Annotated in this window: 21 protein-coding genes and 5 pseudogenes; 3 read left to right on the top strand and 23 right to left on the bottom strand. The window is 72.2% G+C overall.

Annotated features, from left to right (window positions below; translation table 11 throughout):
• The first annotated feature begins 50 nt into the window (after positions 1–50).
• Positions 51–509, top strand: coding sequence for a GNAT family N-acetyltransferase (locus tag MF408_RS21635; protein ID WP_240249366.1), 459 nt, complete (start codon positions 51–53; stop codon positions 507–509).
• 90 nt (positions 510–599) lie between these two features.
• Here the strand turns inward: MF408_RS21635 and MF408_RS21630 are convergent, their stop codons facing one another.
• Positions 600–1,031, bottom strand: a complete 432-nt coding sequence (locus tag MF408_RS21630) for a hypothetical protein (RefSeq protein ID WP_240249365.1) — start codon at positions 1,029–1,031, stop codon at positions 600–602.
• A 351-nt stretch (positions 1,032–1,382) separates the two neighbouring features.
• On the bottom strand, positions 1,383–2,240 hold the full coding sequence (locus tag MF408_RS21625) for a hypothetical protein (protein WP_240249364.1): 858 nt from the start codon (positions 2,238–2,240) through the stop codon (positions 1,383–1,385).
• A gap of 142 nt (positions 2,241–2,382) precedes the next feature.
• On the opposite strand from MF408_RS21625, the gene MF408_RS21620 reads away from it, so the two are divergent.
• On the top strand, positions 2,383–2,877 hold the full coding sequence (locus MF408_RS21620; protein ID WP_240249363.1) for a hypothetical protein: 495 nt from the start codon (positions 2,383–2,385) through the stop codon (positions 2,875–2,877).
• A gap of 479 nt (positions 2,878–3,356) precedes the next feature.
• Positions 3,357–4,160, top strand: coding sequence for a GNAT family N-acetyltransferase (locus MF408_RS21615; protein WP_240249362.1), 804 nt, complete (start codon positions 3,357–3,359; stop codon positions 4,158–4,160).
• 59 nt (positions 4,161–4,219) lie between these two features.
• Here MF408_RS21615 and MF408_RS21610 read toward each other — a convergent pair whose 3' ends face one another.
• The 21 genes and pseudogenes from MF408_RS21610 to MF408_RS21515 all read right to left on the bottom strand — a co-directional run bounded on the left by MF408_RS21610 (position 4,220) and on the right by MF408_RS21515 (position 21,428).
• Positions 4,220–4,909: a haloacid dehalogenase type II gene (locus MF408_RS21610; RefSeq protein ID WP_240249361.1), complete on the bottom strand. Its 690-nt coding sequence runs from the start codon at positions 4,907–4,909 to the stop codon at positions 4,220–4,222.
• A 100-nt stretch (positions 4,910–5,009) separates the two neighbouring features.
• Positions 5,010–5,615: an acVLRF1 family peptidyl-tRNA hydrolase gene (locus tag MF408_RS21605; RefSeq protein WP_240249360.1), complete on the bottom strand. Its 606-nt coding sequence runs from the start codon at positions 5,613–5,615 to the stop codon at positions 5,010–5,012.
• Positions 5,616–5,642: 27 nt separating this feature from the next.
• Positions 5,643–7,022 (bottom strand): nucleotide pyrophosphatase/phosphodiesterase family protein, encoded by a 1,380-nt coding sequence (locus MF408_RS21600; RefSeq protein WP_240249359.1) that lies wholly within the window; start codon positions 7,020–7,022, stop codon positions 5,643–5,645.
• Positions 7,023–7,043: 21 nt separating this feature from the next.
• Positions 7,044–8,210, bottom strand: coding sequence for a metabolite traffic protein EboE (gene eboE / locus MF408_RS21595; protein ID WP_240249358.1), 1,167 nt, complete (start codon positions 8,208–8,210; stop codon positions 7,044–7,046).
• 87 nt (positions 8,211–8,297) lie between these two features.
• The gene (locus tag MF408_RS21590; protein ID WP_240249357.1) at positions 8,298–9,083 is read right to left on the bottom strand and encodes a TatD family hydrolase; all 786 of its coding nucleotides are present in this window, start codon (positions 9,081–9,083) and stop codon (positions 8,298–8,300) included.
• A gap of 1 nt (position 9,084) precedes the next feature.
• Complete coding sequence (locus MF408_RS21585) at positions 9,085–9,747, bottom strand: EboA domain-containing protein (RefSeq protein ID WP_240249356.1); 663 nt, start codon at positions 9,745–9,747, stop codon at positions 9,085–9,087.
• Positions 9,744–10,205, bottom strand: coding sequence for a TIM barrel protein (locus MF408_RS27275; RefSeq protein WP_345893966.1), 462 nt, complete (start codon positions 10,203–10,205; stop codon positions 9,744–9,746). The genes MF408_RS21585 and MF408_RS27275 overlap by 4 nt, the downstream gene beginning before the upstream one ends.
• Before the next feature lie 91 nt (positions 10,206–10,296).
• Positions 10,297–10,608 (bottom strand): annotated as a pseudogene (locus MF408_RS27270) (sugar phosphate isomerase/epimerase); the annotation flags it as partial.
• Positions 10,605–11,465 carry an SCO3242 family prenyltransferase gene (locus tag MF408_RS21575; protein WP_240249355.1) on the bottom strand — a complete coding sequence of 287 codons (861 nt, stop codon included), beginning with the start codon at positions 11,463–11,465 and terminating at the stop codon, positions 10,605–10,607. The gene MF408_RS21575 and the pseudogene MF408_RS27270, both read right to left, overlap by 4 nt.
• Positions 11,462–12,523, bottom strand: a complete 1,062-nt coding sequence (locus tag MF408_RS21570) for an inositol-3-phosphate synthase (RefSeq protein ID WP_240249354.1) — start codon at positions 12,521–12,523, stop codon at positions 11,462–11,464. The genes MF408_RS21575 and MF408_RS21570 overlap by 4 nt, the downstream gene beginning before the upstream one ends.
• A gap of 240 nt (positions 12,524–12,763) precedes the next feature.
• Positions 12,764–13,147 carry a metal-sulfur cluster assembly factor gene (locus MF408_RS21565; RefSeq protein WP_275693257.1) on the bottom strand — a complete coding sequence of 128 codons (384 nt, stop codon included), beginning with the start codon at positions 13,145–13,147 and terminating at the stop codon, positions 12,764–12,766.
• Positions 13,140–13,609, bottom strand: a pseudogene (gene sufU, locus MF408_RS21560) (Fe-S cluster assembly sulfur transfer protein SufU). The gene MF408_RS21565 and the pseudogene sufU overlap by 8 nt, the downstream one beginning before the upstream one ends.
• A gap of 2 nt (positions 13,610–13,611) precedes the next feature.
• Positions 13,612–14,867 (bottom strand): annotated as a pseudogene (locus tag MF408_RS21555) (cysteine desulfurase).
• A 16-nt stretch (positions 14,868–14,883) separates the two neighbouring features.
• Complete coding sequence (sufC, locus tag MF408_RS21550; protein ID WP_240249353.1) at positions 14,884–15,642, bottom strand: Fe-S cluster assembly ATPase SufC; 759 nt, start codon at positions 15,640–15,642, stop codon at positions 14,884–14,886.
• Between the two features lie 38 nt (positions 15,643–15,680).
• Positions 15,681–16,034 carry a Rieske 2Fe-2S domain-containing protein gene (locus MF408_RS21545; RefSeq protein ID WP_240249352.1) on the bottom strand — a complete coding sequence of 118 codons (354 nt, stop codon included), beginning with the start codon at positions 16,032–16,034 and terminating at the stop codon, positions 15,681–15,683.
• Positions 16,034–17,169: pseudogene (gene sufD / locus MF408_RS21540) on the bottom strand (Fe-S cluster assembly protein SufD). Before sufD ends, MF408_RS21545 begins: the two are co-directional and overlap by 1 nt.
• A 202-nt stretch (positions 17,170–17,371) precedes the next feature.
• Positions 17,372–18,740 (bottom strand): annotated as a pseudogene (sufB, locus tag MF408_RS21535) (Fe-S cluster assembly protein SufB); the annotation flags it as partial.
• Positions 18,741–19,322: 582 nt separating this feature from the next.
• Positions 19,323–19,490, bottom strand: a complete 168-nt coding sequence (locus MF408_RS21530; RefSeq protein WP_240249351.1) for a helix-turn-helix domain-containing protein — start codon at positions 19,488–19,490, stop codon at positions 19,323–19,325.
• A 249-nt stretch (positions 19,491–19,739) separates the two neighbouring features.
• Positions 19,740–20,549, bottom strand: a complete 810-nt coding sequence (locus MF408_RS21525) for a carboxypeptidase-like regulatory domain-containing protein (RefSeq protein ID WP_240249350.1) — start codon at positions 20,547–20,549, stop codon at positions 19,740–19,742.
• 71 nt (positions 20,550–20,620) lie between these two features.
• Positions 20,621–21,073, bottom strand: coding sequence for a hypothetical protein (locus tag MF408_RS21520; RefSeq protein WP_240249349.1), 453 nt, complete (start codon positions 21,071–21,073; stop codon positions 20,621–20,623).
• Entirely contained in the window at positions 21,066–21,428 is a 363-nt protein-coding gene (locus MF408_RS21515; RefSeq protein ID WP_240249348.1) for a hypothetical protein, read from the bottom strand. Before MF408_RS21515 ends, MF408_RS21520 begins: the two co-directional genes overlap by 8 nt.
• Positions 21,429–21,473 lie beyond the last annotated feature (45 nt).

Here is a 21,473-nt window from a genome sequence, read left to right as displayed (position 1 = left end):
GCGACGGTACAGCCCGGGGCAGGTCCGCGGCGGCTGGCAGGATTCGGCGCGTGCGGATCCAGGTCGACGACCCGCGGCGCGCCGACGTGCTCGCCCTGCTCGAGGAGCACCTCGCCGACATGCGGGCCACCTCGCCACCGGAGAGCATCCACGCCCTCGACCCCGACGCACTGGCGGTGCCGGCGATCTCGTTCTGGACGCTCCGTGACGACGGCGCCGTCCTCGGCACCGCGGCCCTGAAGGAGCTCTCCCCCACCCACGGCGAGATCAAGTCGATGCGCACGGCGTCGGGCGCCCGTCGCCGCGGCGTCGCCGCGCGCCTCCTCGACCACGTGCTCGCGGAGGCTGTGGCGCGTGGCTACGAGCGGCTCAGCCTGGAGACCGGCTCCCAGGACTTCTTCGCGCCGGCCCGGGCGCTGTACGCGTCGCGGGGCTTTGCTCCCTGCGGGCCGTTCGGGGAGTACGTGCTGGATCCGAACAGTGTGTTCATGACGGTGGAGCTGGGGTAGGTCGGCTTTCCGGACCAGGGCCGCGGTGGACGGGCGAGAGAGTCGAACCGGTCGGCCGACGCCGACGACCTACCGCCGCAAGGCCAACGGTCACGCGGGCGCGTCAGCGGCAGACCTTCCGCACACTCGCGCGGCATGCCCGCTGCTGTTGAAACCGGCGCGGAGCGCGATGCGCTCCGCACGGTCCATGTGCTCGTCGGCCTCGAGGAATCCGAACGTGCCATCGCTCAGTGCGAGAGCTGCCTTGTTGAGCGCCACCATGACGTCGACCGCGGTTCGGCAGGCGTGCAGCGACTTCTTGTTGTCCCCGTTCTCCCGTTGGAGGTCAGCGTTGTCCCGGTTGAGGGCCTCGGTGTCTTCCTTCGCGTGGTCAAGGTCTCCTTGGAGCGCCGCTGCTTCAGCACGCGCTTCGTCCCGTTCGTCCTCAAGATGAGCCTTGGTACTCGATCCGATCACAACCAGGACGCCGATAGCCACCAAGGCGAGCAGGAGCGCGACGGCAAGCGAGGCCTTGAGAACCACCTGTGGACGGTGTCGCTGGACGGGCTTCGGCGTCCACGAAGGCGGTGGGTTAGACGGCTGGGTCGTGTCGCTGCTCATTGAAAATCACTCCTGATCGGTTCGACGCTTTGCCTCGCAAGTGTTGGCAAGTGCGTGTCACACCGCCTGGCGATTGGTCGAAGCCGGTCCGAACAGCTAAGGCAACGGAGTATCCGTAGTCAGAACGGACTAGGCGAGAACCTCTGCCCCGACGATGCCGTGCTGTTGCGCTCTTCAACGTGCGGCATTCAGTGATGCACCCGAACCAGCAACCGGGTCTGTCGTACTTCGAGGGCATCAAGCTCCGCGGAGCATCTCCACAGCCGGGTCGGCTCACCCTCGGGTTGTGTCGGTGGGTTGTGTTTGTATGAACACATGTTCGAAGAGGACGTCACCACCCTCGACGCGGCGGCCACGCTGGCCGGTGTGGAGGACGACGTCCGCCTGGCCCGTGCGGTGGAGGTCCGCGCGATGCAGCGGGTGCTGCACTGGTGCGACCTGCACACCACCGACCCTCAAACCCTCCCCGGTGCGGTGCCGGTGACCCGGGGTGGAGACCGGCTGCTCCAGCTCGGCGGGGAAGGTACGCCGCCGGTCGCGCAGCTGTGCTTCACCGAGCTCGCCATCGCCCGCGCGGCCGGCGTGGTGGCCACGGAGAACTACGCCGCGGACTGCCTCGACCTGCGCCACCGCCTCCCGCTGCTGTGGACCGCGGTGCAGGCGCTGGAGGTCGAGGGCTGGCTGGCCCGCAAGATCGCCCGCCTTTCCCGCAAACTCTCCAAGGACGACGTCGGGTTGGTCGATGAGGCCGTCACCAACGCCCGCCACCAAGCCCCGGGCCGGTTGCTGGGGATCGCGGAGGCCAAGATCATCGAGGCCGACCCCGACCTGCACCACGCCAAGCTGGTCGAGGACGCCCAGCGCACCGGGGTGTGGCTCTCCAAGGTCCGCCCCGGGGAGATCGTGGAAGACACCGGCGAACCGGCCACCCGCCGGGTCACCGCCAAGCTGCCCAACGGCACCGCGATCCGCTGCCAGGAGAACATCGACGACCTCGCCCACGCCCTCCTCACCCACGCCACCCCCGAGGCCGACGGAGACCAGCTGAGCCTGGAAGAGGCCCGGCTGCAGGCCTTCGAGATGCTCACCACCGACCCCTACACCGCCATCGCCTTCCTCAACGGCCTCCAACCCCGCTCCCGACCCCGACCCGGTAGCGGAAGAGCCCGAGCCCGCGCCCGGGGCGCCGGTGCGGCCGAAGCGGAACCCGGCGACCTTGGTGGTCCACCTCGCCGCGGAGACCCTGTGCGGCTGCGGGAAGGGTGTGGCTCGCGTGGAGGACCACGGCCCCGTCCTGGTCAGCGAGCTCAGGGACCTGCTCGGTCCCGACCGCGACATCACCCTCCAACCGGTCATCGACCTCAACACCATCGAGGCCGTCAACAGCTACGAACACCCCGCCCGGATCGCACGCCGCACCCTGCTGCGCACCCACGGCGACGTCTTCCCCCACTCCACCAGCCGCGGCACCAAACGCCTCGACCTCGACCACCCCACCCCCTACCAGCCCGACGGCCCGCCCGGGCAGACCGGCGACCACAACGCCGCCCCCCTGACCCGCCGCCACCACCGCGCCAAGACCCACACCGGCTACCAGCTCCACCAGCTCGCCCTGGCCGCCTACCGCTGGATCACCCCCCACGGCCTGTGCCGCATCGTCACCCCCCACGGCACCACCACCTTCGAACCCATCCGCGGCCCCGACCACACCATCATCGGCGAGATCTACACCGACGCGCGCCTGGTCGACCTCGACCTCGTCGCCTAGCGAGCGCTGCGCGCGGCAGCTCATCCGATGGTCGTGAACCGCCGGGTCCGGGGTACCAGTCCGTGGTGAACCCGTCCTACCCCCTTCGATCCCGACCTGCACCCGCCCGGATCGGTGGCTGCCCGAGGACGATGCTCGTGGCACGAAGAGGGATGCGGGAGCGAAGCGGTTGTGTCCTTCGAGGACCATCACGGCCAGTGGCAGTCCGGTTGCCAGCAGGCTCTGGACGAGCTCGTGTCGCGCCAGGAGATCCAGCCGCTCGGCCAGGGCGCATGAGCACGCCGACGCCGGCGGGCTCGGAACCGAACGAGCTCGAGCTCTTCGACAGGCTGCCGGACAGCCTCCCGGACGGGCTGCTCGCCTGCCGCGTGTGCGGAGCACTCGTCCCAGGTCAGGGTGAGTACGCGCGCGCCCACTGGGACTGGCACGAGGCCTCCAACGGCGCGTGACGCCGAAGCCCGCCACTATGCTCCGGCACCGTGGAGATCCGCTCGCTCGCGTTCCGCACGGACCTGGCCCTGCTGCGGCTCGCAGGCTCGACCGTCGAGGACCGCGGGCAGTACGTCGCCGTGCGCACGCAGGCCAACCCGACCTTCCGCTGGGGCAACTTCGACCTGCTCGCCGTGCCGCCGGCGGCCGACGAGGTCGCGGACGTGCTGGCGCGCTACGACGCTGACCTGCCCGACGGCGACTTCCGGACTTTCGGGGTGGACGGCACCACTGACCAGGCCGCGGCGCTGGCACCGATGCTCGAGGCAGGGCTTCGGATCGACGCAGCGACGGTGATGACGGCGACGTCGGTGCACGCCCCGCCGCGCCCGAACCGGTCCGTGCAGTGCCGGACCCTGGCGACCGACGACGACTGGGCGCAGCGGGTCGAGCTGTCGGTCGCGGTCGACGCCGCCGACCCCGACGGCTCCGAAGGCGCGGGCTACCGCACCTTCGCCGAGCGACGCGCGGACGCCGATCGGGCGCTGTGCGAAGCCGGCCACGGCACGTGGTGGGGCGCCTTCGCCGGCGACCGCCTCGTCGCCTCGATGGGGCTGGTCGACGCGGGCAGCGGGCTGGCGCGCTTCCAGAGCGTCGAGACCCACCCCGACCACCGCGGACAGGGAATCGCCGGGACGCTCGTGCACCGGGTGGCGGCCCACGGGTTCGACGAGGTCGGCGCGCACACGTTGGTGATGGTCGCCGACCCCGACTATCTCGCGATCCGGGTCTACCGCTCGGTCGGCTTCACCGACACCGAGACACAGACGCAACTGGAGCAGCGTTCCCGCTGACCTCCGTGGGTCCGCGAGAACGGCGACCTGGAGCCGGTCTCGCCGCGAGAGTGCCGCGGCTATGCGTCCAGCGCCTCCGCGAGTGCGAGCAGATTCTCGAAGTGCCCGTCGAAGGCGTCGGAGTCGACGGGCGGATCACCGACCGGTCGCTGCACGTAGGCGGTCCTCATGCCGAGCGCCTGTGCTCCACGGAGATCCCAGGCGTGCGCGGCGACCATCAGGATCCGGTCTGGCGGGCACCCAGCTGCGTCGACGGCTAGTTGGTAGACCTCAGGCGCGGGCTTGTAAGCCCCGGCGTCCTCGGCTGACAGGACGAGATGCCAGCGGAGCCCGGCGTGGGCGTCGAGACGGAGGAGCGTCGCTCGACTGGCGTTCGAGAGGCCCACCACTGGGAACGCTCGACCGATCCGTTCGAGCCCCGCGACCGAGTCCTCCCACGGCTCCATGCGCTCGGCCGCGGTCGACAGTCGGTCGAGGGCGGCCGGATCAACCAGACCGATCTGGGCCGCCGCGTGTCCGGCCGCTTCGCGATCGATGACCACCGTGCTCGCGAACGGCCGATCGCCCGCTGCGATGCGTCGCTGCTCCTCGCGGACATGCGCCTGCCACACGCCGAGCATCTGGTCGACTACGGCGTCGTCGGCGCCGGGCCTCGCGTCACGGAAGGCCGCCCGTAGCCCGGCCGGCTCGTCGACCATCGTCCCGAGCACGTCGAACACGACGACGTCGATGCTGGTGGCTTCGAGCATTCGCTCTCCTCATCAAGTGGTGGCCGGAACCGGGCGCTGATGTGCCGGGTCCCAGGAGGCCTGCAAGTGTTTCCTCGTCAACATCTTCTGCACGTGTCCGTCACACGTTCTCGACGACCACCCGCACCGACTGCGCGTCCGCGATCGCCGCCTCGAGCACCGCACGCCGCGGGTCGGGGACCGCGAGCCACGGGCCGACGACCGTCACGCCCGCCAGCCGCGGATCGGCGAGCACCTCGGCGACGGCGGACCGGTTGCCGCCCGTCACCACCACCGGTGCACCCTCGAGGACCCGGGCCGCGTGGTCGGCTGCCGCGCGGTAGGCGTCGCGCGCCTGGTTGCCGCGGCGACGGGCGAACCGCTGCTGCGACTGGCCACCGGCCTTCGTGCGGCCCTGGACGTGCCGCTGCCCCACCTTCGACCCCACCAGACGGTCGCCGGCGAGGCGGGCGACGGCGAAGCCGCCCTTGCGCACCAGCAGCACCCCCCAGGCCGGGGGCGGCGCGGCGGTCGCGGCGAAGGCAGCGACGTCGGGCGGGCCGTCGTACGCCGCGTCGAACGGGAGGCCGGCCGCGAACCACGATCCGTCGGCCGCGCTCCCCCGCAGCCGGCCGTCCACCACCGTCAGCTCCGTCGCGCCGTGCCGCCAGGTGAAGTTGTCCACCCACCGTGCCCACCGCGGGACGGGCACGAGGACGTCAGGCACGGGCCGACGGTAGCCGGTCGGCGCCGCTCAGCCGTCGACCCCCACCAGCCCCAGCAGCAGGTCGCGCACGTCGGTGGCGGCGACCCGGTCGCCGAACGCCCCCGGCCGGTCGCAGAGGATCACCGGGGCGTCCTCGTCGCGGGCAGGGAGCCGGCCGTGGGTGCCGCGCACGGGCGCCGGGTCGAGCGGCACCACCTTCATCGCGTAGCGCAGGCCCGCCATCTTCCGGGCCAGGGTGAGCGCGGCCTTCACCTTCACCGCGCGGTCCTCCGGGTCGAAGAACAGCTCCGCCGGGTCGTAGCCGGGCTTGCGGTGGATCTCGACACCGCGCGCGAAGTCCGGCGCCCGGTCGTCGTCGTCCCAGTAGTAGTAGGTGAACCAGGCCGTCGGCTCCGCCACCAGCACCAGCTCGCCGGACCGCTCGTGGTCGAGGCCGTACGCCGCCTGGCCCTCGCGGTCGAGCACCTCGGCCACCCCGGAGAGCCCGGCGCACAGCTTGCGCACCTGCTCGAGGTCGGCGGGGTCGTCGACGTAGACGTGGGCGACCTGGTGGTCGGCGACGGCGAACGCGCGCGACGTCCACGGGTCGAGGTACTCCATGCCGTCCTGCGTGTACACCTCCAGCAGGCCCTCCGCGCGCAGGGCGCGGTTGACGTCGACCGGCGTGTCGGCGGCGGTGATGCCGTACTCCGACAGCACGACGACTGTCGCGCCGGCGGCCTTCGCGTCGTCGAGCAGCGGGGCGAGCGCGGCGTCGACCTCGGCGGCGGCACGGCGCGCCTCCGGTGCATCGGGGCCGAACCGCTGCAGGTCGTAGTCGAGGTGCGGGAGGTAGACCATCGTCAGGTCCGCCCGCGGCAGCAGCCTACGAGCCGCGCCGACGATCCACTCGCTGGACTTGATCGAGGCCGTCGGGCCCCAGTACTGGAACAGCGGGAACTCACCCAGCTCGCCCACGAGCTCGTCGTGCAGTGCCGGCGGGCGGGTGTAGCAGTCGGGCGCCTTCTTGCCGTCGGCGTAGTAGATCGGGCGCGGGGTGACCGTCCAGTCGGTCGTCGCGCCCATCGCGTACCACCAGCAGACGTTGGCCACCTTGTAGTCCGGCCGTGACCTGCGGATCGTCTCCCACACCTTCTCGCCCTGCACCAGCTTGTTGTGCTGACGCCAGAGGAAGACCTCGCCGAGGTCGCGGAAGTACCACCCGTTGCCGACGATGCCGTGCTCGGCCGGCGTGGTCCCGGTGAGGATCGTCGACTGCACCGAGCAGGTGACGGCGGGCAGCACCGTCTCGAGCACGGCCTGCGAGCCGGCCTGCGCGAGGCCGCGCAGGCGGGGCATGTGCTGGAGCAGGTCGGGGGTGAGGCCGACGACGTCGACCAGCAGCAGCTTGGGGGTGGGAGCGGGCACGGTTCCTCCTCGTGGCGGTGCTCAGCAGGGGGTCAGGCCGAGGGCCACGAGCTCGTCGCGGACCCAGGCGAGCTCGGCGGCCAGGCCGGCGGCCAGGGCGTCGTCGTCGGCCGGTGCGCCGTCGGGCAGCACCGACCAGGTGTAGGTCTCGACCTCGAGGTGCCGCACCCGCGCGGTCGCGCCGCCGAGCAGCGCCCGCAGCGACGCACGCAGGTCGTCGCGGCTGTTGGTCAGCGGCTCCTGCGGGTCGGCGTGCACCGGCACGTGGAAGTGCACCCGCCACGGCGACGTCGGCCGCAGCGGGCGGACGCCGTCGAGCGCGTCCGGCAGGTCGTCGCGGGCCATCAGCCGGCCGCGCCCCTGCTGGCGCACCTGGTGGAGGAACCGGTCCTCGGAGTACGCCGCCAGCGCGGCGCGAGCGGCCGGGTCGGCCGGGTCGTCGACCACCAGCGCCGCGGCCGGCTGTGCCTTGACGACCGCCAGCCCGGCGTCGTCGAGCCGGCGGAGGGCGTCGGCGGCGTCCTCGAAGCCCACGGCCAGGTGGCACAGGTCGAGGCAGACGCCGATCCGGTCGCGGTCGACCTCGGCCAGCCGGCGTACGGCGTCGTCGATCGTCTCGATCGCGCAGCCCGGCTCGGGCTCCATGCCGACGACCACCCGGCGGCCGGTCGCGGCCTCGAGCTTCTCGAGGCCGTCTGCCAGCTCGGTCAGGTGCTCCATCGCGGTCCGTTGCCGGTCGCCGAGCCAGGAGGCGTGCCAGGCCAGCGGCAGCGTCGAGATGCTGCCCTCCGCGGCGTCGTCGGGCAGCAACCCGGCGAGGACCCGGGCGGCGGCGAGCGTGTAGTCCAGCCTCGACCGCTCCGCCCAGGTCGGGAGGTAGACCGCCTTCTTGACCGGACCGCTCTGGAAGTCGGCGTAGGGGAAGGCGTTGAGGGTGACGATCTCGACGCCGTGCGCCGCCAGCCTCTCGCGCACCTGCGCGACCGCCGCGGGGTCCGCGTCGAGCCGGTGCGCCGCCTCCGCCGGCAGCCACAGGCCCAGGCCGACGCGGTCGACGCCGAGGTGCGCGCGGAGCCGGTCGCCGAAGCCGGTCGCCTGCGCCACCAGGCCGTCGACGTCCTCGGCGGGGAGCGCGTTGGTGCCGTAGCCGAGGTGGACGGTGCTGCCGTCCGGGTGCCGGAACCGCACCTGCTCAGGCCCGCGCGCCGCGAAGGATCGAGTTGCCCTCGAACGTCGCCCCGGCGTCCGGCGCCGCCTCGGCGGCCTCGTCGATCATCAGCCGGCCGGACTGGCCGAAGAACTCGACCGGGTTGCGCCACAGGACCCGGTCGACGTCGTCCTCGGTGAACCCGGCCTCGAGCATGGCCCGGCCCGTCTTGGCGGTCTTGAGGGGGGTCGCTGCGACCCCAGTCGGCGGCGGAGTTGACCAGCACCCGGTCGAGGCCGCGGTCCTGGAGGATGCGAACCATCCGGTGCTCGTCCATCTTGGTGTCGGGGTAGATCGAGAACCCCATCCAGCAGCCGCTGTCGTCGACCTGGCCGACGGTCACCTCGTTGAGGTGGTCGACGACCACCATCCCCGGCGCCAGACCGGAGGCCTCGACCAGCTCGAGGGTGCGCCGGGTGCCGGCCTCCCTTGTCGCGGTGGGGCGTGTGGACCATCGCCGGGAGCCCGAACTCGACCGCCAGCTCGAGCTGGCGCGAGAACGCCTTCTCCTCGGCCTCGGTCATGGAGTCGAAGCCGACCTCGCCGACCGCCACGACGCCGTCCTTGTCGAGGTAGCGCGGCAGCAGGTCGAGCACCTCGACGCAGCGCGGGTCGTTGGCCTCCTTGGGGTTCAGCGCGATCGTGCAGTGGTGCGCGATGCCGAACTGCGCGGCCCGGAACCGCTCCCAGCCCACGAGCGAGTCGAAGTAGTCGAGGAACGAGCCGACGTTGGTGCGCGGCTGGCCCAGCCAGAACGCCGGCTCGACCAGCGCCCGGACTCCGGCGGCGTGCATGGCCTCGTAGTCGTCCGTGGTGCGCGACGTCATGTGGATGTGCGGGTCGAAGATGCGCATCTCAGGCCTCCGTGGGCTGGTGCTGGGGCTGCTCGTGCTGGGGCTGGGGACAGGCGGCGATCACGGTCGCGACGTCCGCAGGGACCTCGCGGCCGGCCGCGCGCCGTTCGCGGGCGTAACGCTCCGCCATCGCGCCGAGCTCGGCGTCGGCGCGGTCGGCCAGGCCGGCGACGTGGTCGACCGGGACCCCCGTGAAGAGGCACTTGAGCACCCCGTGGCGCCACTGGTCGATCGGCAGCCGCCGGGCGTGCTCGCCCATCGCCGCGGCGACCAGCCGGGTGTCGTTGGTGCGGAGCGCGTCGAGCAGCAGCTCCGTGCCGTCGACGCCGGCGTCGGCGGGCAGCCGGCCCAGCGCGAGCAGCACGGCCCGCTTCTCGTCGCTGTCGCCGAACCGGTAGAGCGCCGCCAGCTCGGTGCCCAGGCGGTCGGCGTCGAGCTGCTGCGCGGCGGCCGCGACCAGCTCGACCCGCACGGCGTCCTCGACGAGCACCTCGTCGCCGGGCAGCGGGCCGCGGGCGGTACGCCGGGCAGCGCCGGCGAACAGCCGGCCGATCCTGGCCGGGTCGGCGGCGACCTCGGCGAGCATGGCGTCGAGGACGTCGGCGGCCGGGCCGAGGTGACGGCGTACGTCGTCCGGGGGCGCGAGCGGACGGATCTCGGTCATCGTGCTCCTAGGGACTGGTCGAGGCGGCTGAGGGAGGCTTGCAGGGCGGCCATGCTCGACCGGGCGACCGCCGGCGCGGCGTGGGAGTGCCGCGGAAGCTCGACGCTCGCGAGCCCGGTGTAACCGGTCGCGAGGAGCGCGGCGAGCACGGCGTCGAGGTCGAGCTCGCCGGTGCCGAGCTCGAGGTGCTCGTGCACGTCGCGGACCATGTCGTCGACCTGCACGTTGCCGATCAGGGTGCCGGCCGCCGCCACCGTGTCGGCGGGCGACCGCGGCTCGTTGCACACCAGGTGCCCGAGGTCGAGCGTGATCCGCAGGTGCTCGGGCTCGCCGAGCCGCCGCCGCAGCTCGAGGGCGTCGTCGAGGGTGGCGACGAACATCCCGGGCTCCGGCTCGAAGCAGACGGTCGTGCCGAGCCCGGCAGCGAGGTCGAGGACCGGGCCGAGGCCGTCGACCACCCGGCGCCACCCCCTCGTCGGGGGCGGTGCCGGCAGGAAGGGTGCCGGACCAACACGACATCGCCTCGGCCCCGAGTTCGTGCGCGATCCGCACGGCGCGGCTCAGCAGCTCGACGCGCCGCTCGCGACCGGCGTCGCTGACCAGCGTCGGCTCGTGCTTGTGCCACGGGTCGAGGACGTAGCGGGAGCCGGTCTCGACCACCACGGCCAGCCGGTGCTCGGCGAGCGCCCGGCCGGCGCGCTCGACCTGAGCGGCGACGTCGTCGGCGAACGGGTCGAGGTGCGGCTGGTCGAGCGTGAGCGCGACGCCGTCGTAGCCCAGGCCGGCGACGACGGCGCACGCGTCGTGGAGCCGGTGACCGGCGAAGCCGTTGAGGCCGTAACCCAGCCGGAGGGCGCTCATGTCGCGCTGACCTTGCGGGTGGCGCGGCGCAGCAGCGGCCCGGCGGCGGCGACGGCGGCACCGAGGAGCGGGCGCCCGCGTTGGGCCAGCCACGCAGCCTGCAGCAGCGGGAGACCGCCGATGCCGATGCCGGTCGCCGACCGGACGGTGCCGGCGTCGGGCGACGTGACCGCCCGCGCCTGGGCACGGACGACGACGGCGGCGTAGGCGCCGTGCAGCGCCGCGGCCGCGACCCGGTCCCGGGCCCGACCGCCACGGTCGAGCGCCGCGGCCGCGATGCCCGCGGCGGCCACGGCGCAGGTGGTGGCGACGACGGCGCGCGCGACCGACGGGCTGGTGCCGTGGACCTCGCCGCGGCTGAGCGCGGTCACACCGACGGTGTGGGCGGTCATCGCCGCCGCCGGGGCCAGCGCGCCGCCCGGAGCGGCCGCGGCGCCGAGGAGCACGTCGAGGCCGCGGGTCGAGCCCATCACGAGCGGCCCGACCACGGCGTCCTTGGCCACGGTGTCGTAGGTGACGACGAGGGCGGCGAGCGGCACGCTCACGCGGAGCGCCGGCCGGCCGCCCACGACGGCGGACGCGGCCACGCCGGCGCCGAGCAGGCCGGTCGCGACGCCCAGGGCGGCCGCGGCCGGGACCCGCCCGGACGGGACAGGGCGCTCGGGCCGCTCGACGGCGTCGACCTCGCGGTCGGACCAGTCGTTGAGCGCCATGCCACCCCAGTAGAGGAGCACCGACGAGACGGGCGCGGCCCACGAGCGGCCGCCCGCGACCGACGCGGCACCGGCCCAGGCGTCACCCGGGACGGTCAGCGCGGCGGGGAGCCGCACCAGCTCGGCGAGGTCGGCCGCCCTCACGACCTGGCCCGCTCCGCACAGCGGGCCGACCAGGCGGTCAGCGCCTCCCACTGCTGCGCGAGGCGGTGCTCGTCGGAGTCGAGCGGGGACTTGAAGAAGAAGCCGAGGGCGTCGAGCACGCCCGACTCCCCCACGTCCTGGGCACGGCCGACCAGCCGGGCCAGGTCGAGCACCAGCGGAGCGGCGAGCGTGGAGTCGCAGCCCTGCCAGGTGAACTGGAGGGTCATCCGGGTGCCGAGGAAGCCGTCGAAGCGGACGTGGTCCCAGGCGGTCTTCCAGTCGCCGAGGTCGTCGACGTAGTCGATGTGCATCGGGCCGTCGACCGGGTGGCCGATCATCGCGTCGAGCCCGCTGCGCTTGGCCTGGGTCTTGGAGCTCGCCGCGGCCGGGTCGGCGAGGGTCGCGCCGTCGCCGCCGCCGAGGAGGTTGATCGAGGTCCACGACCGGACGGCGAGCGCCCGGGTGGCGAACATGGGCGCCAGCGCCGACTTGACCAGCGTCTCGCCGGTCTTGCCGTCGCGGCCGGCGTAGGGCAGGCCGCGGCGGTCGGCGAGCTCGCGCAGCGCCGGTACGTCGATCCCCGGGCTCGGTGTGAAGGCGACGTAGCCGCAGCCGGCGAGCAGCGCGGCGCAGGCGTAGACGGAGCTCGCCGCTAGCGGCGCGCGGCCGGCGTCCCACGCCGCCTCGAGCGCGGCGTACGACGCCCCGTCGGCGCCGGCGTCGTGCGGCTGCTCGGTGCTGGAGACGTCGACCACGACGACCCGGTCGACGCCGGCGGCGAACTCCTCGATGTCACGCACCAGGCGCTCGACGTCGGCCCGCTGGCCGCCCGCGGCGGGGCCGTCGGACCCTCGGGTGCCGAGGCCGGGACGCAGCCGCTGCTCGGTGCGGTCGAGCTCGGCCCGCACCGGCTCCAGGAGGGCCGCCGGCACCACCCCGCCCGCGACGAGGTCCTCGGCCCGCTTGGCCAGTGGCGTGTCGACCACGTCGTGACCGCCGACGACGATCGCGTCGAACGGCGCCAGGCCGGTGCTGTCGAGGTCGGGGAGCTCGGTCACGCAGCCGGTCGGGGCCGTGAGCCGGGCAGCAGAGCGCCGAGACCGATCGTCGCCGTGGTGGCGAGCGACCCGCGCGCGCCGATGAACCAGATGCCGAGCCGCGCCATGGGTGTCCAACGCCTCCGAATCACATGTGACGGCGGTTACCGTCAGGTGGAAACCTAGGCCTCTTCCGGACGACTTTCAACGGCTTGACGTCATACTTTCGGCGGATTGTGGGCAGAAGTCCGCCGACGCGTCTCAGACGTTGAAGCCGAGCGCCCGCAGCTGGTCGCGGCCGTCCGGGGTGATCTTGTCCGGCCCCCAGGGCGGCATCCAGACCCAGTTGATGGCCACGTCGTTGACGAGGCCCTCGAGAGCCGTCTCGGTCTGGTCGGTGATGACGTCGGTCAGCGGGCACGCCGCCGAGGTCAGGGTCATGTCGAGCACCGCGTTGCTGTGCTCGTCGACGTGCACGCCGTAGACGAGGCCGAGGTCGACCACGTTGATGCCGAGCTCGGGGTCGACGACGTCCTTCATCGCCTCGGTGATGTCGTCGACGGTCGCCGTGGCCGTGCCTCCACCGGCGGCCTGCGCCTCCGGCACCTCGGGCAGGTCGCTGTGGTCGGTCTGCTGGTCAGTCATCGTTTCCTCCGGCTTGAACGGTGGCGTCCTTCCAGGCCATCCACGACAGGAGCGCGCACTTGACGCGCGCCGGGAACCGGGCGACGCCCGCGAAGGCGATCCCGTCCTCGAGCACGTCCTCGTCGGGCTCGACGGCGCCCTGCCCTGCATGAGCGTCAGGAACTCCTGGTGGATGCGCATCGCCTCGTCGACGGGCTTGCCGACGACGAGGTCGTGCAGCACCGAGGCCGACGCCTGGGAGATCGAGCAGCCGAGCGCGTCGTACGACACGTCGCTGACGACGGTCCCGGTGGCGTCCTCGGTCAGGTGGACCCGCAGCGTGACCTCGTCGCCGCAGGTCGGGTTGACGTGGTGCACCTCGGCCTCGTGCGGCTCCCGCAGGCCCTTGCCGTGCGGGTTCTTGTAGTGGTCGAGGATGATCTCCTGGTACAGAGCATCCAGGTCGGGGGTCTGTGCGCTCATCATCACCCCAACTTGAAGTACGAGCGGGTGTATTCCAGTCCGTCGACCAGCGCGTCGATCTCGGCCGGCGTCGTGTAGAGGTACGACGACATCCGGGTCGAGCTCTGCACGCCGAAGCGGGCGTGGGCGGGCTTGGCGCAGTGGTGACCGGCCCGCACCGCGACCCCGCGGGAGTCGAGCACCTGCGCGACGTCGTGGGGGTGGACGCCCTCGATCTCGAAGGCGATCGCGCCGCCGCGGGACGCGGCGTCGGTGGGACCGAGCACGGTCAGGCCCGGCACCGAAGCCAGGCCCTCGAGGGCGTACGCCGTGATCGCCTGCTCGTGGGCGTGGACCGCGTCCATGCCGAGGTGACCGAGGTACTCGACGGCGGCACCGAGCCCGACCGCCTCGACGATCGGCGGCGTGCCGGCCTCGAACTTGTGCGGGATCGGCGCGAACGTGGACCGCTCCATCCGCACCGTCTCGATCATCTCGCCGCCGCCGAGGAACGGCGGCAGCTGGTCGAGCACGGCGCGGCGGCCCCAGAGGACGCCGATGCCGGTCGGCCCGACGACCTTGTGGCCGGTGAACGCCATCAGGTCCGGCCGCTCCTCCTCCGGCATCGACGCCAGGTCGATCGCCAGCTGCGGCGCGGCCTGCGAGGCGTCGACGACGACGAGCGCACCGACCTGGTGGGCGCGGCGGGCGATCTCGGCGACCGGGTTGATCGTGCCGAGCATGTTCGACACCCAGGTGAGGGACACCACCTTCGTGCGCTCGGTGATCAGCTCGTCCACGGCGGACAGGTCGAGCCGGCCGTCGTCGGTGAGCCCGAACCAGCGCAGCGTCGCGCCCGTGCGCTCGGTCAGCAGCTGCCACGGCACGATGTTGGAGTGGTGCTCCATCTCGGTGATGACGACCTCGTCGCCGGCACCGACCTGCCGCTCCCCTGCCAGGCGAGCGTGTTGGCCACCAGGTTGAGCGCCTCGGAGGCGTTCTTGGTGAAGATCACCTCGTCGCGCTCGGGCGCACCGATGAAGGTGGCGACCTTGTCGCGGGCACCCTCGAACGCCTCCGTCGACTCCGCGCCCAGCTGGTGCATGGCACGGGCGATGTTGGCGTTGTGGCGCTCGAGGTGGTCGACCATCGCGTCGATGACCACCTGCGGCTTCTGGGAGGTGTTGGCGCTGTCGAGGTAGACCAGCGGCACGTCGCCCGCGAGCAGGCGCTCGAGGATCGGGAAGTCCTTGCGGACCACCTCGAGCTCGGGGAGCAGGCCGGGGAGCGTCATGTCAGACCGCTGCGCCGAGGTACTTCTCGTAGCCGTTGGCCTCGAGCTCCTCGGCGAGCTCCGGGCCGCCGGACTCGGCCACCCGGCCCGCGACGAAGACGTGGACGTGGTCGGGCTGGATGTAGCGCAGGATCCGGGTGTAGTGCGTGATCAGCAGCACGCCCTTGCCCTCGCGGGAGCGGAACCGGTTGACGCCGTCGGAGATCACCTTGAGCGCGTCGATGTCGAGACCGGAGTCGGTCTCGTCGAGGATCGCGACCTTGGGGTCGAGCAGCTCGAGCTGGGCGATCTCGTGGCGCTTCTTCTCACCGCCGGAGAAGCCCTCGTTGACCGACCGCTGCGCGAACGACGCGTCGAGGTCGAGCTCCTGCAGCGCGGTGTTGACGTCCTTGACCCAGGTGCGCAGCTTCGGCGCCTCGCCGTCGACGGCGGTCTTGGCGGTGCGCAGGAAGTTGGCGACCGAGACGCCGGGCACCTCGACGGGGTACTGCATGGCGAGGAACAGGCCCGCCCGGGCCCGCTCGTCGACCGACATCGCCAGCACGTCCTCGCCGTCGAGGGTCACCGTGCCGCCGGTGATCTCGTAGCGCGGGTGGCCGGCGACGGAGTACGCCAGCGTGGACTTGCCGGAGCCGTTGGGGCCCATGATCGCGTGCGTCTCGCCGTCCTTGATGGTCAGCGTGACGCCCTTGAGGATCTCCTTCGGGCCGTCCTCGGTCGACACCTGGACCTTGAGGTCCTTGATCTCCAGGGTGGTCATCTCTCGTCTCTCCAGTCTCGGAATCCAGAAGTTCGTGGTCACTGCGGGGTGACGCCGTTGAGGGTGCGCCCGGTGTCGACCCAGACCTCGGTGCCGGCGGCGCCGTCACGGACCTCGACCGGGAAGGTCGCCACCGGCTCGGTGGCCGGGAGGCCGGTCGGCTTGCCGGTGCGCAGGTCGAAGCGGGAGCCGTGCAGCCAGCACTCGACCGTGCAGTCGGCGACCTCCCCCTCCGACAGCGGGACCGCGGCGTGGGTGCAGAGGTCCTGCACCGCGAACACCTCGTCGCCGTCGCGGGCGATCGCGACGTCGTACTCGCCGACGGTCACGCCGAGCGCCTCGTCGGTCGGGACCTCGTCGAGCGCGCACGCCCGCTCGTAGGAGTCCGTCATCAGTCGAGCTCCGCCAGGACGTGCCGCTTGAGCTCCTCCTCGACCTGGCCGCTCAGCTTCTCGGCCAGCTCGGGGACGGTGACCTTGCGGATCAGGTCGTCGAAGAACCCGCGGACGACCAGCTTGCGCGCCTCGGCCTCCGGCACGCCGCGCGAGCGGAGGTAGAACAGCTGCTCGTCGTCGAAGCGGCCGACCGCCGACGCGTGGCCCGCGCCCCTCGATCTCGCCGGTCTCGATCTCCAGGTTGGGCACCGAGTCGGCCTGGCAGCCGTCGGTGAGCACCAGGTTGCGGTTCTCCTCGTAGGTCTCGATGCCCTCGGCGACCTTGCGGATCAGCACGTTGCCGATCCACACCGTGTGCGCGCCCTCGCCCTGCAACGCGCCCTTGTAGACGACGTTGGACGTCGTCTTGGGCGCGTTGTGGTCGACGAAGAGCCGGTGCTCGAAGTGCTGGCCGGCGTCGGCGAAGTAGAGGCCGAACAGCTCGGCCGTGCCGCCGGGGCCGGCGTAGTCGACGTTGGTGCTGGTGCGCACCAGGTCGCCGCCGAGGGTGAACTCGAACTGGCGCAGCGTCGCGTCGCGGCCGACCCGCACGTTGATCTGCTCGGCGTGCACGGCGTCGTCCGCCCAGTCGTTGACGTGCACCAGGTCGACCTGGGCGCCGTCGCCGACGAGCACCGAGGTGAACGCGTCGTACGTCGTGCTGCCGGTGTGCTCGACGAGCACGACGGCGCGGGGCGTGCCGCCCGACCCGGACCACGACGTGGCCCCACACGACGTCGTCGACCGACGAGCCGTGCAGCTGGACGCGCACCGGCCCGTCGAGCTCGGCGTCGGCCGGGACGTCGACGAGGATCGCGCCGGCGGCGTTCTCGACCGCGAGCGCGCCCAGCCGGTCGAACGCCGCCGTCACGCCGAGCGCCTTGGCCTCGTCGGTGGAGATCGTCGACACGGTCACCCCGGCCGGCAGCTCCTCCCTGACGTCGAGGTGGGCGTCGGAGGGCGCGCCGTCGAGGAGGCCACGGAGCCGCTTCAGCGGCGTGAACCGCCAGATCTCCTCACGCCCGGTCGGCTTGGGGTGCGCCGCGACGTCGTAGGTCGGCTCGGGGTGGAGGTGGCTCTCGACATGGTCCATCTCCACCGCAGAGCGGGCGCTTTCAGTCAATGTCACGATTCCTTGCTTTCGTCTTTCGTACGTCTACGTGGAGGCCCTGACCACGGAACGACATCTGGCGCACCTGATGGTCAAGGGGGCCCGCGTGGCGGAGCGCAGCGACGACACGCGAGTCCTCGTGGGCCGGCGTGGCGGAGCGCAGCGACGACACGTCAGCCCACGGCCCCTCCATCTGGAGTTCGATGAGGCGGTTGAGCTCGAGGGCGTACTCCATCGGCAGCTCCTTGGCGATCGGCTCGACGAAGCCGCGCACGATCATCGCCATCGCCTCGTCCTCCTCCATGCCGCGGGACATGAGGTAGAAGAGCTGGTCGTCGGAGACCTTCGAGACCGAGGCCTCGTGGCCCATCGAGACGTCGTCCTCGCGGATGTCGACGTAGGGGTAGGTGTCGGAGCGGCTGATCTGGTCGACCAGCAGCGCGTCGCAAAGGACGTTGCTCTTGGAGCCGTGGGCGCCCTCGTTGACCTGGATCAGGCCGCGGTACGACGTCCGGCCACCGCCGCGGGCGACGGACTTGCTCAGGATCGAGCTCGACGTGTGGGGGCGCCGCGTGCACCATCTTGGCGCCGGCGTCCTGATGCTGGCCCTCGCCGGCGAACGCGATCGACAGGGTCTCGCCCTTGGCGTGCTCGCCCATGAGGTAGACGGCGGGGTACTTCATCGTCACCTTGGAGCCGATGTTGCCGTCGACCCACTCCATGGTGGCGCCGGCCTCGCAGACCGCGCGCTTGGTCACCAGGTTGTAGACGTTGTTGGACCAGTTCTGGATGGTCGTGTAGCGGCAGCGGCCGCCCTTCTTGACGATGATCTCGACGACCGCGGAGTGCAGCGAGTCGGAGCTGTAGATCGGCGCGGTGCAGCCCTCGACGTAGTGCACGTAGGCGTCCTCGTCGACGATGATCAGCGTCCGCTCGAACTGGCCCATGTTCTCGGTGTTGATCCGGAAGTAGGCCTGCAGCGGGATGTCGACGTGCACGCCCTTCGGCACGTAGATGAACGAGCCGCCCGACCACACCGCGGTGTTGAGCGCGGCGAACTTGTTGTCGCCGACGGGGATCACCGTGCCGAAGTACTCCTGGAAGATCTCCGGGTGCTCCTTGAGCGCGGTGTCGGTGTCGAGGAACAGCACGCCCTGCGCCTCGAGGTCCTCGCGGATCGAGTGGTAGACCACCTCGGACTCGTACTGCGCGGCGACGCCCGCCACGAGGCGCTGCTTCTCCGCCTCCGGGATGCCGAGCTTGTCGTAGGTGTTGCGGATGTCCTCGGGCAGGTCCTCCCAGGAGGCGGCCTGCTTCTCGCTGGAGCGCACGAAGTACTTGATGTTGTCGAAGTCGATCGCCGACAGGTCCGAGCCCCACGTGGGCATTGGCTTGCGGTGGAAGAGCTTGAGGCCCTTCAGCCGCAGGTCGAGCATCCACTGCGGCTCGTCCTTCTTGGCGGAGATGTCGCGCACGACGGCCTCGTTGAGGCCGCGCTGGGCCTGGGCACCGGCGACGTCGGGGTCGGCCCAGCCGAACTCGTAGCGGCCGATCCCCCTTCAGCTCGGGGTTGAGGTCTTCGATGGAGGTCATGGAGTGACCTGCTCCTTCTTCTCGTGGATCGGGCCTGGGGTGCTGCTTGCGTCGGCGATCGGGATGCGGGAGATGTCGGGGGATCGCGGTGGTGCACACGCCGTCGCCGTGGGCGATCGTGGCGAGCCGCTGGACGTGGCGGCGGAGGACCCGGCTGATCGCCTCGGTCTCGGCCTCGCACAGCTGGGGGGAACTCGTGGGCGACGTGGGAGACCGGGCAGTGCTGCTGGCACAGCTGCTCCCCCACCGGCACGTCCCGCACGGTGGCGGCGTAGCCCTCGGCGGTGAAGACCATCGCCAGCACCTCGGCCGGCGAGGCCTCCGGGTGTGCCTTCGCCACCTCGGCGAACCGGTCGCCGATGAACGACGCCCGGCGCTCGGCGAACGCGCGTACGCCGTCCTCGCCGGCGGTCTCGGCGAGGAACCGCAGCGCCTCGCTGGCGAGGTCGTCGTACTGCTGGTCGAAGCCGTCGCGCCCTCGCTCGGTCAGCGCGAAGACCTTGGCCGGCCGCCCCCGGCCGCGGGTGCCGACGTGGCGCGGCTCACGGACCTCGACGGCTCCCCTCCTCGACCAGGTGGTCGAGGTGCCGGCGGACCGCCGCCGGCGTGAGGTCGAGCCGCTCGGCCAGTGCCGCCGCCGTGGACGGGCCGTCGACCAGGATCGACCGCGCGACGCGCTGCCGCGTCGGCTGGTCGGTGTCGATGCCCATGCTTTCCACAACAACAGTGTTGCGTTAATGATTCCGGGGGTTCAAGCAAGGCCAGCCTTAGTTGCCGCCGGCGCGAGACCCGGGTCACAACCCGGGTGCGAACGGCGGGTCAGCGCCGGCGCGCGGGCGTCCGGAACCGCGGCGACCACGGGGGAGAACGGGCTCCATCCTGCCTCGTTCCGCGCCCGCACCCGGCACCGGTACGCCGTCCGCGGGCGGAGCCTGGTCACCACGACCGGCGACGACCGGTCACGCGCGCCGCGCAGGGCGGCGCCGCGGTGCCGGCACTGCGCCTGGAACGCCGTCGGGGCACCGCCGGCCGCCGGTCGCTGGAACCGCACCACTGCACGGCGGGGACCGACCGAGCGAACGACCTTCATCCGCGGTCGACTCGGCCGGTGCGCCCGCGGGTCGGCTTTGCGGACCGGCCGGGGCGAGCGTCCAGTCCCAGGTCTGCGGCCCCGGTGCCGGAAGGTCGACATCCCGGTCGAGGACCCTGAAGCCGTCCGCCTCGACCTGCACGCGGAAGGTGGCGCCAGGAAGCAACCGCACTCGGTACTGCCCGGCGTCGTCCGTCACCAGGCTTCCCTCCTTGCGAACCTCCAGGTCGGCGAAGGCGACGGTCGCGCCGGGCACCGGGTTGCCCGAGGGGTCGCTCACGGTGCCGGAGACCTCGGCGAGCTCGGGGACCACGAGGTCCATGTCGTGGACCGCCCCCGGCCGGTACGGCGCTCCGTCCCCCACCAGGTTCGCGCCGTAGTAGTGCAGGTCGCCCAGCAGGCCGACGCCGAGGTAGACCGGGCCGTCCTGGTCGTCCTCATCGTCCAGGTCGAGCTCCACGCGGTAGTCGCCGTGGTCGTCGGCGCGGCCGACCTCCACCCAGCGTCCGGCGGAGAGCTCGGCGAGGATCGCGACGTCGGGCACCGGCGTGCCGGCGCGGTCGACGACCCGGCCGGTCACGACGACCGGCTCCTGCCCACCCGTCGCGTGAGCGGGCGCGACCGCGAGCATGGCGGCAGCGACGAGCAGCGCGACGAGAGCGCGCGCGACGGTGAGCAACCTGTTTCCCCCTGGAGCATGGCGTTCCCCCCAGAACGCCCTGGCATGCAACCACGGGAGGGCGTAGTCCGTTACGGCTCCGGCGTCGCGGTGTGATCGGTTCCGGTAGCAGCGTCGTCCGTCAGCACCCCGCTGCGGGTGTGCCAGAGCCAGGCGAGGCCGGCGAAGGGGAGCACCAGCGGCAGGAAGCCGTAGCCCTGGCCGAAGTGCGACCACACCGTCTTGTCGGGGAACAGGTCGGTGGCGACGAGGCTCAGCGTCCCGACCGACAGCACTCCCACCAGCTCGACGGTGACGGCGAGTGCGGCGAGGCGCCAGCCGGTGCGGCCGCCGAGGAGCAGGCAGGTGGTGGCGACGAGGTAGACGACCGCAGCGAACAGCGACAGCGAGTACGCCAGCGGGGCGCGGCCGGCGTCGGCGCCGAGCTGGACGAGGGAGCGGCCGGTGGCCGCCACGGCGAACACGCCGTAGGTGAACACCAGGGCCCGGCCCCAGCCGGACGAGAGCTCGGCGGGCTCAGTCACCGGCACCCCAGACGTCCCAGAGCCGCACCTCGAGGCCGGCGACCGTGGCGACGGCCAGCAGCAGGATCGTGGTGCCGACCCGTGACCGCTCGGCGAGGGAGAAGAACGCGCCGACGACGGGTACCAGCGCCACCGTGACCAGGTAGCCGACGAAGGTGACGCCGTCGACGTCGCGGTCGGTGCGGGCGAGCGCGACCGAGCCGGCCACCAGCTGGACGAGCACGACGAGCTCGAGCGCGGCGAGGGCGACGAAGTGGGAGTCCTGGGCCGCGCGGTCGCGCACCAGGTCGACGACGAGGACGACGGCGGCCGCTGCGCAGAGCACCAGGACGGCGCCGTAGACCCACGGACTCACGCGCGACAGCGTAGTGAGAGACTTTCGAGGTGCCTGCACAGCGTC

This window comes from Nocardioides sp. TF02-7 (genome assembly GCF_022437945.1).
In the GTDB taxonomy this organism is placed as follows: domain Bacteria; phylum Actinomycetota; class Actinomycetes; order Propionibacteriales; family Nocardioidaceae; genus Nocardioides.
This window is presented reverse-complemented; position numbering and strand designations above follow the sequence as displayed.

Bases quoted from the DNA above. Each gene is read 5' to 3' on its own strand.
- MF408_RS21610 (WP_240249361.1), bottom strand. From the start codon at position 4,909: ATGCTCGAAGCCACCAGCATCGACGTCGTCGTGTTCGACGTGCTCGGG.
- MF408_RS21590 (WP_240249357.1), bottom strand. From the start codon at position 9,083: ATGCGCATCTTCGACCCGCACATCCACATGACGTCGCGCACCACGGAC.
- MF408_RS21585 (WP_240249356.1), bottom strand. From the start codon at position 9,747: ATGACCGAGATCCGTCCGCTCGCGCCCCCGGACGACGTACGCCGTCAC.
- MF408_RS21565 (WP_275693257.1), bottom strand. From the start codon at position 13,147: ATGACTGACCAGCAGACCGACCACAGCGACCTGCCCGAGGTGCCGGAG.
- sufC (WP_240249353.1), bottom strand. From the start codon at position 15,642: ATGACCACCCTGGAGATCAAGGACCTCAAGGTCCAGGTGTCGACCGAG.
- MF408_RS21545 (WP_240249352.1), bottom strand. From the start codon at position 16,034: ATGACGGACTCCTACGAGCGGGCGTGCGCGCTCGACGAGGTCCCGACC.
- MF408_RS21530 (WP_240249351.1), bottom strand. From the start codon at position 19,490: ATGGGCATCGACACCGACCAGCCGACGCGGCAGCGCGTCGCGCGGTCG.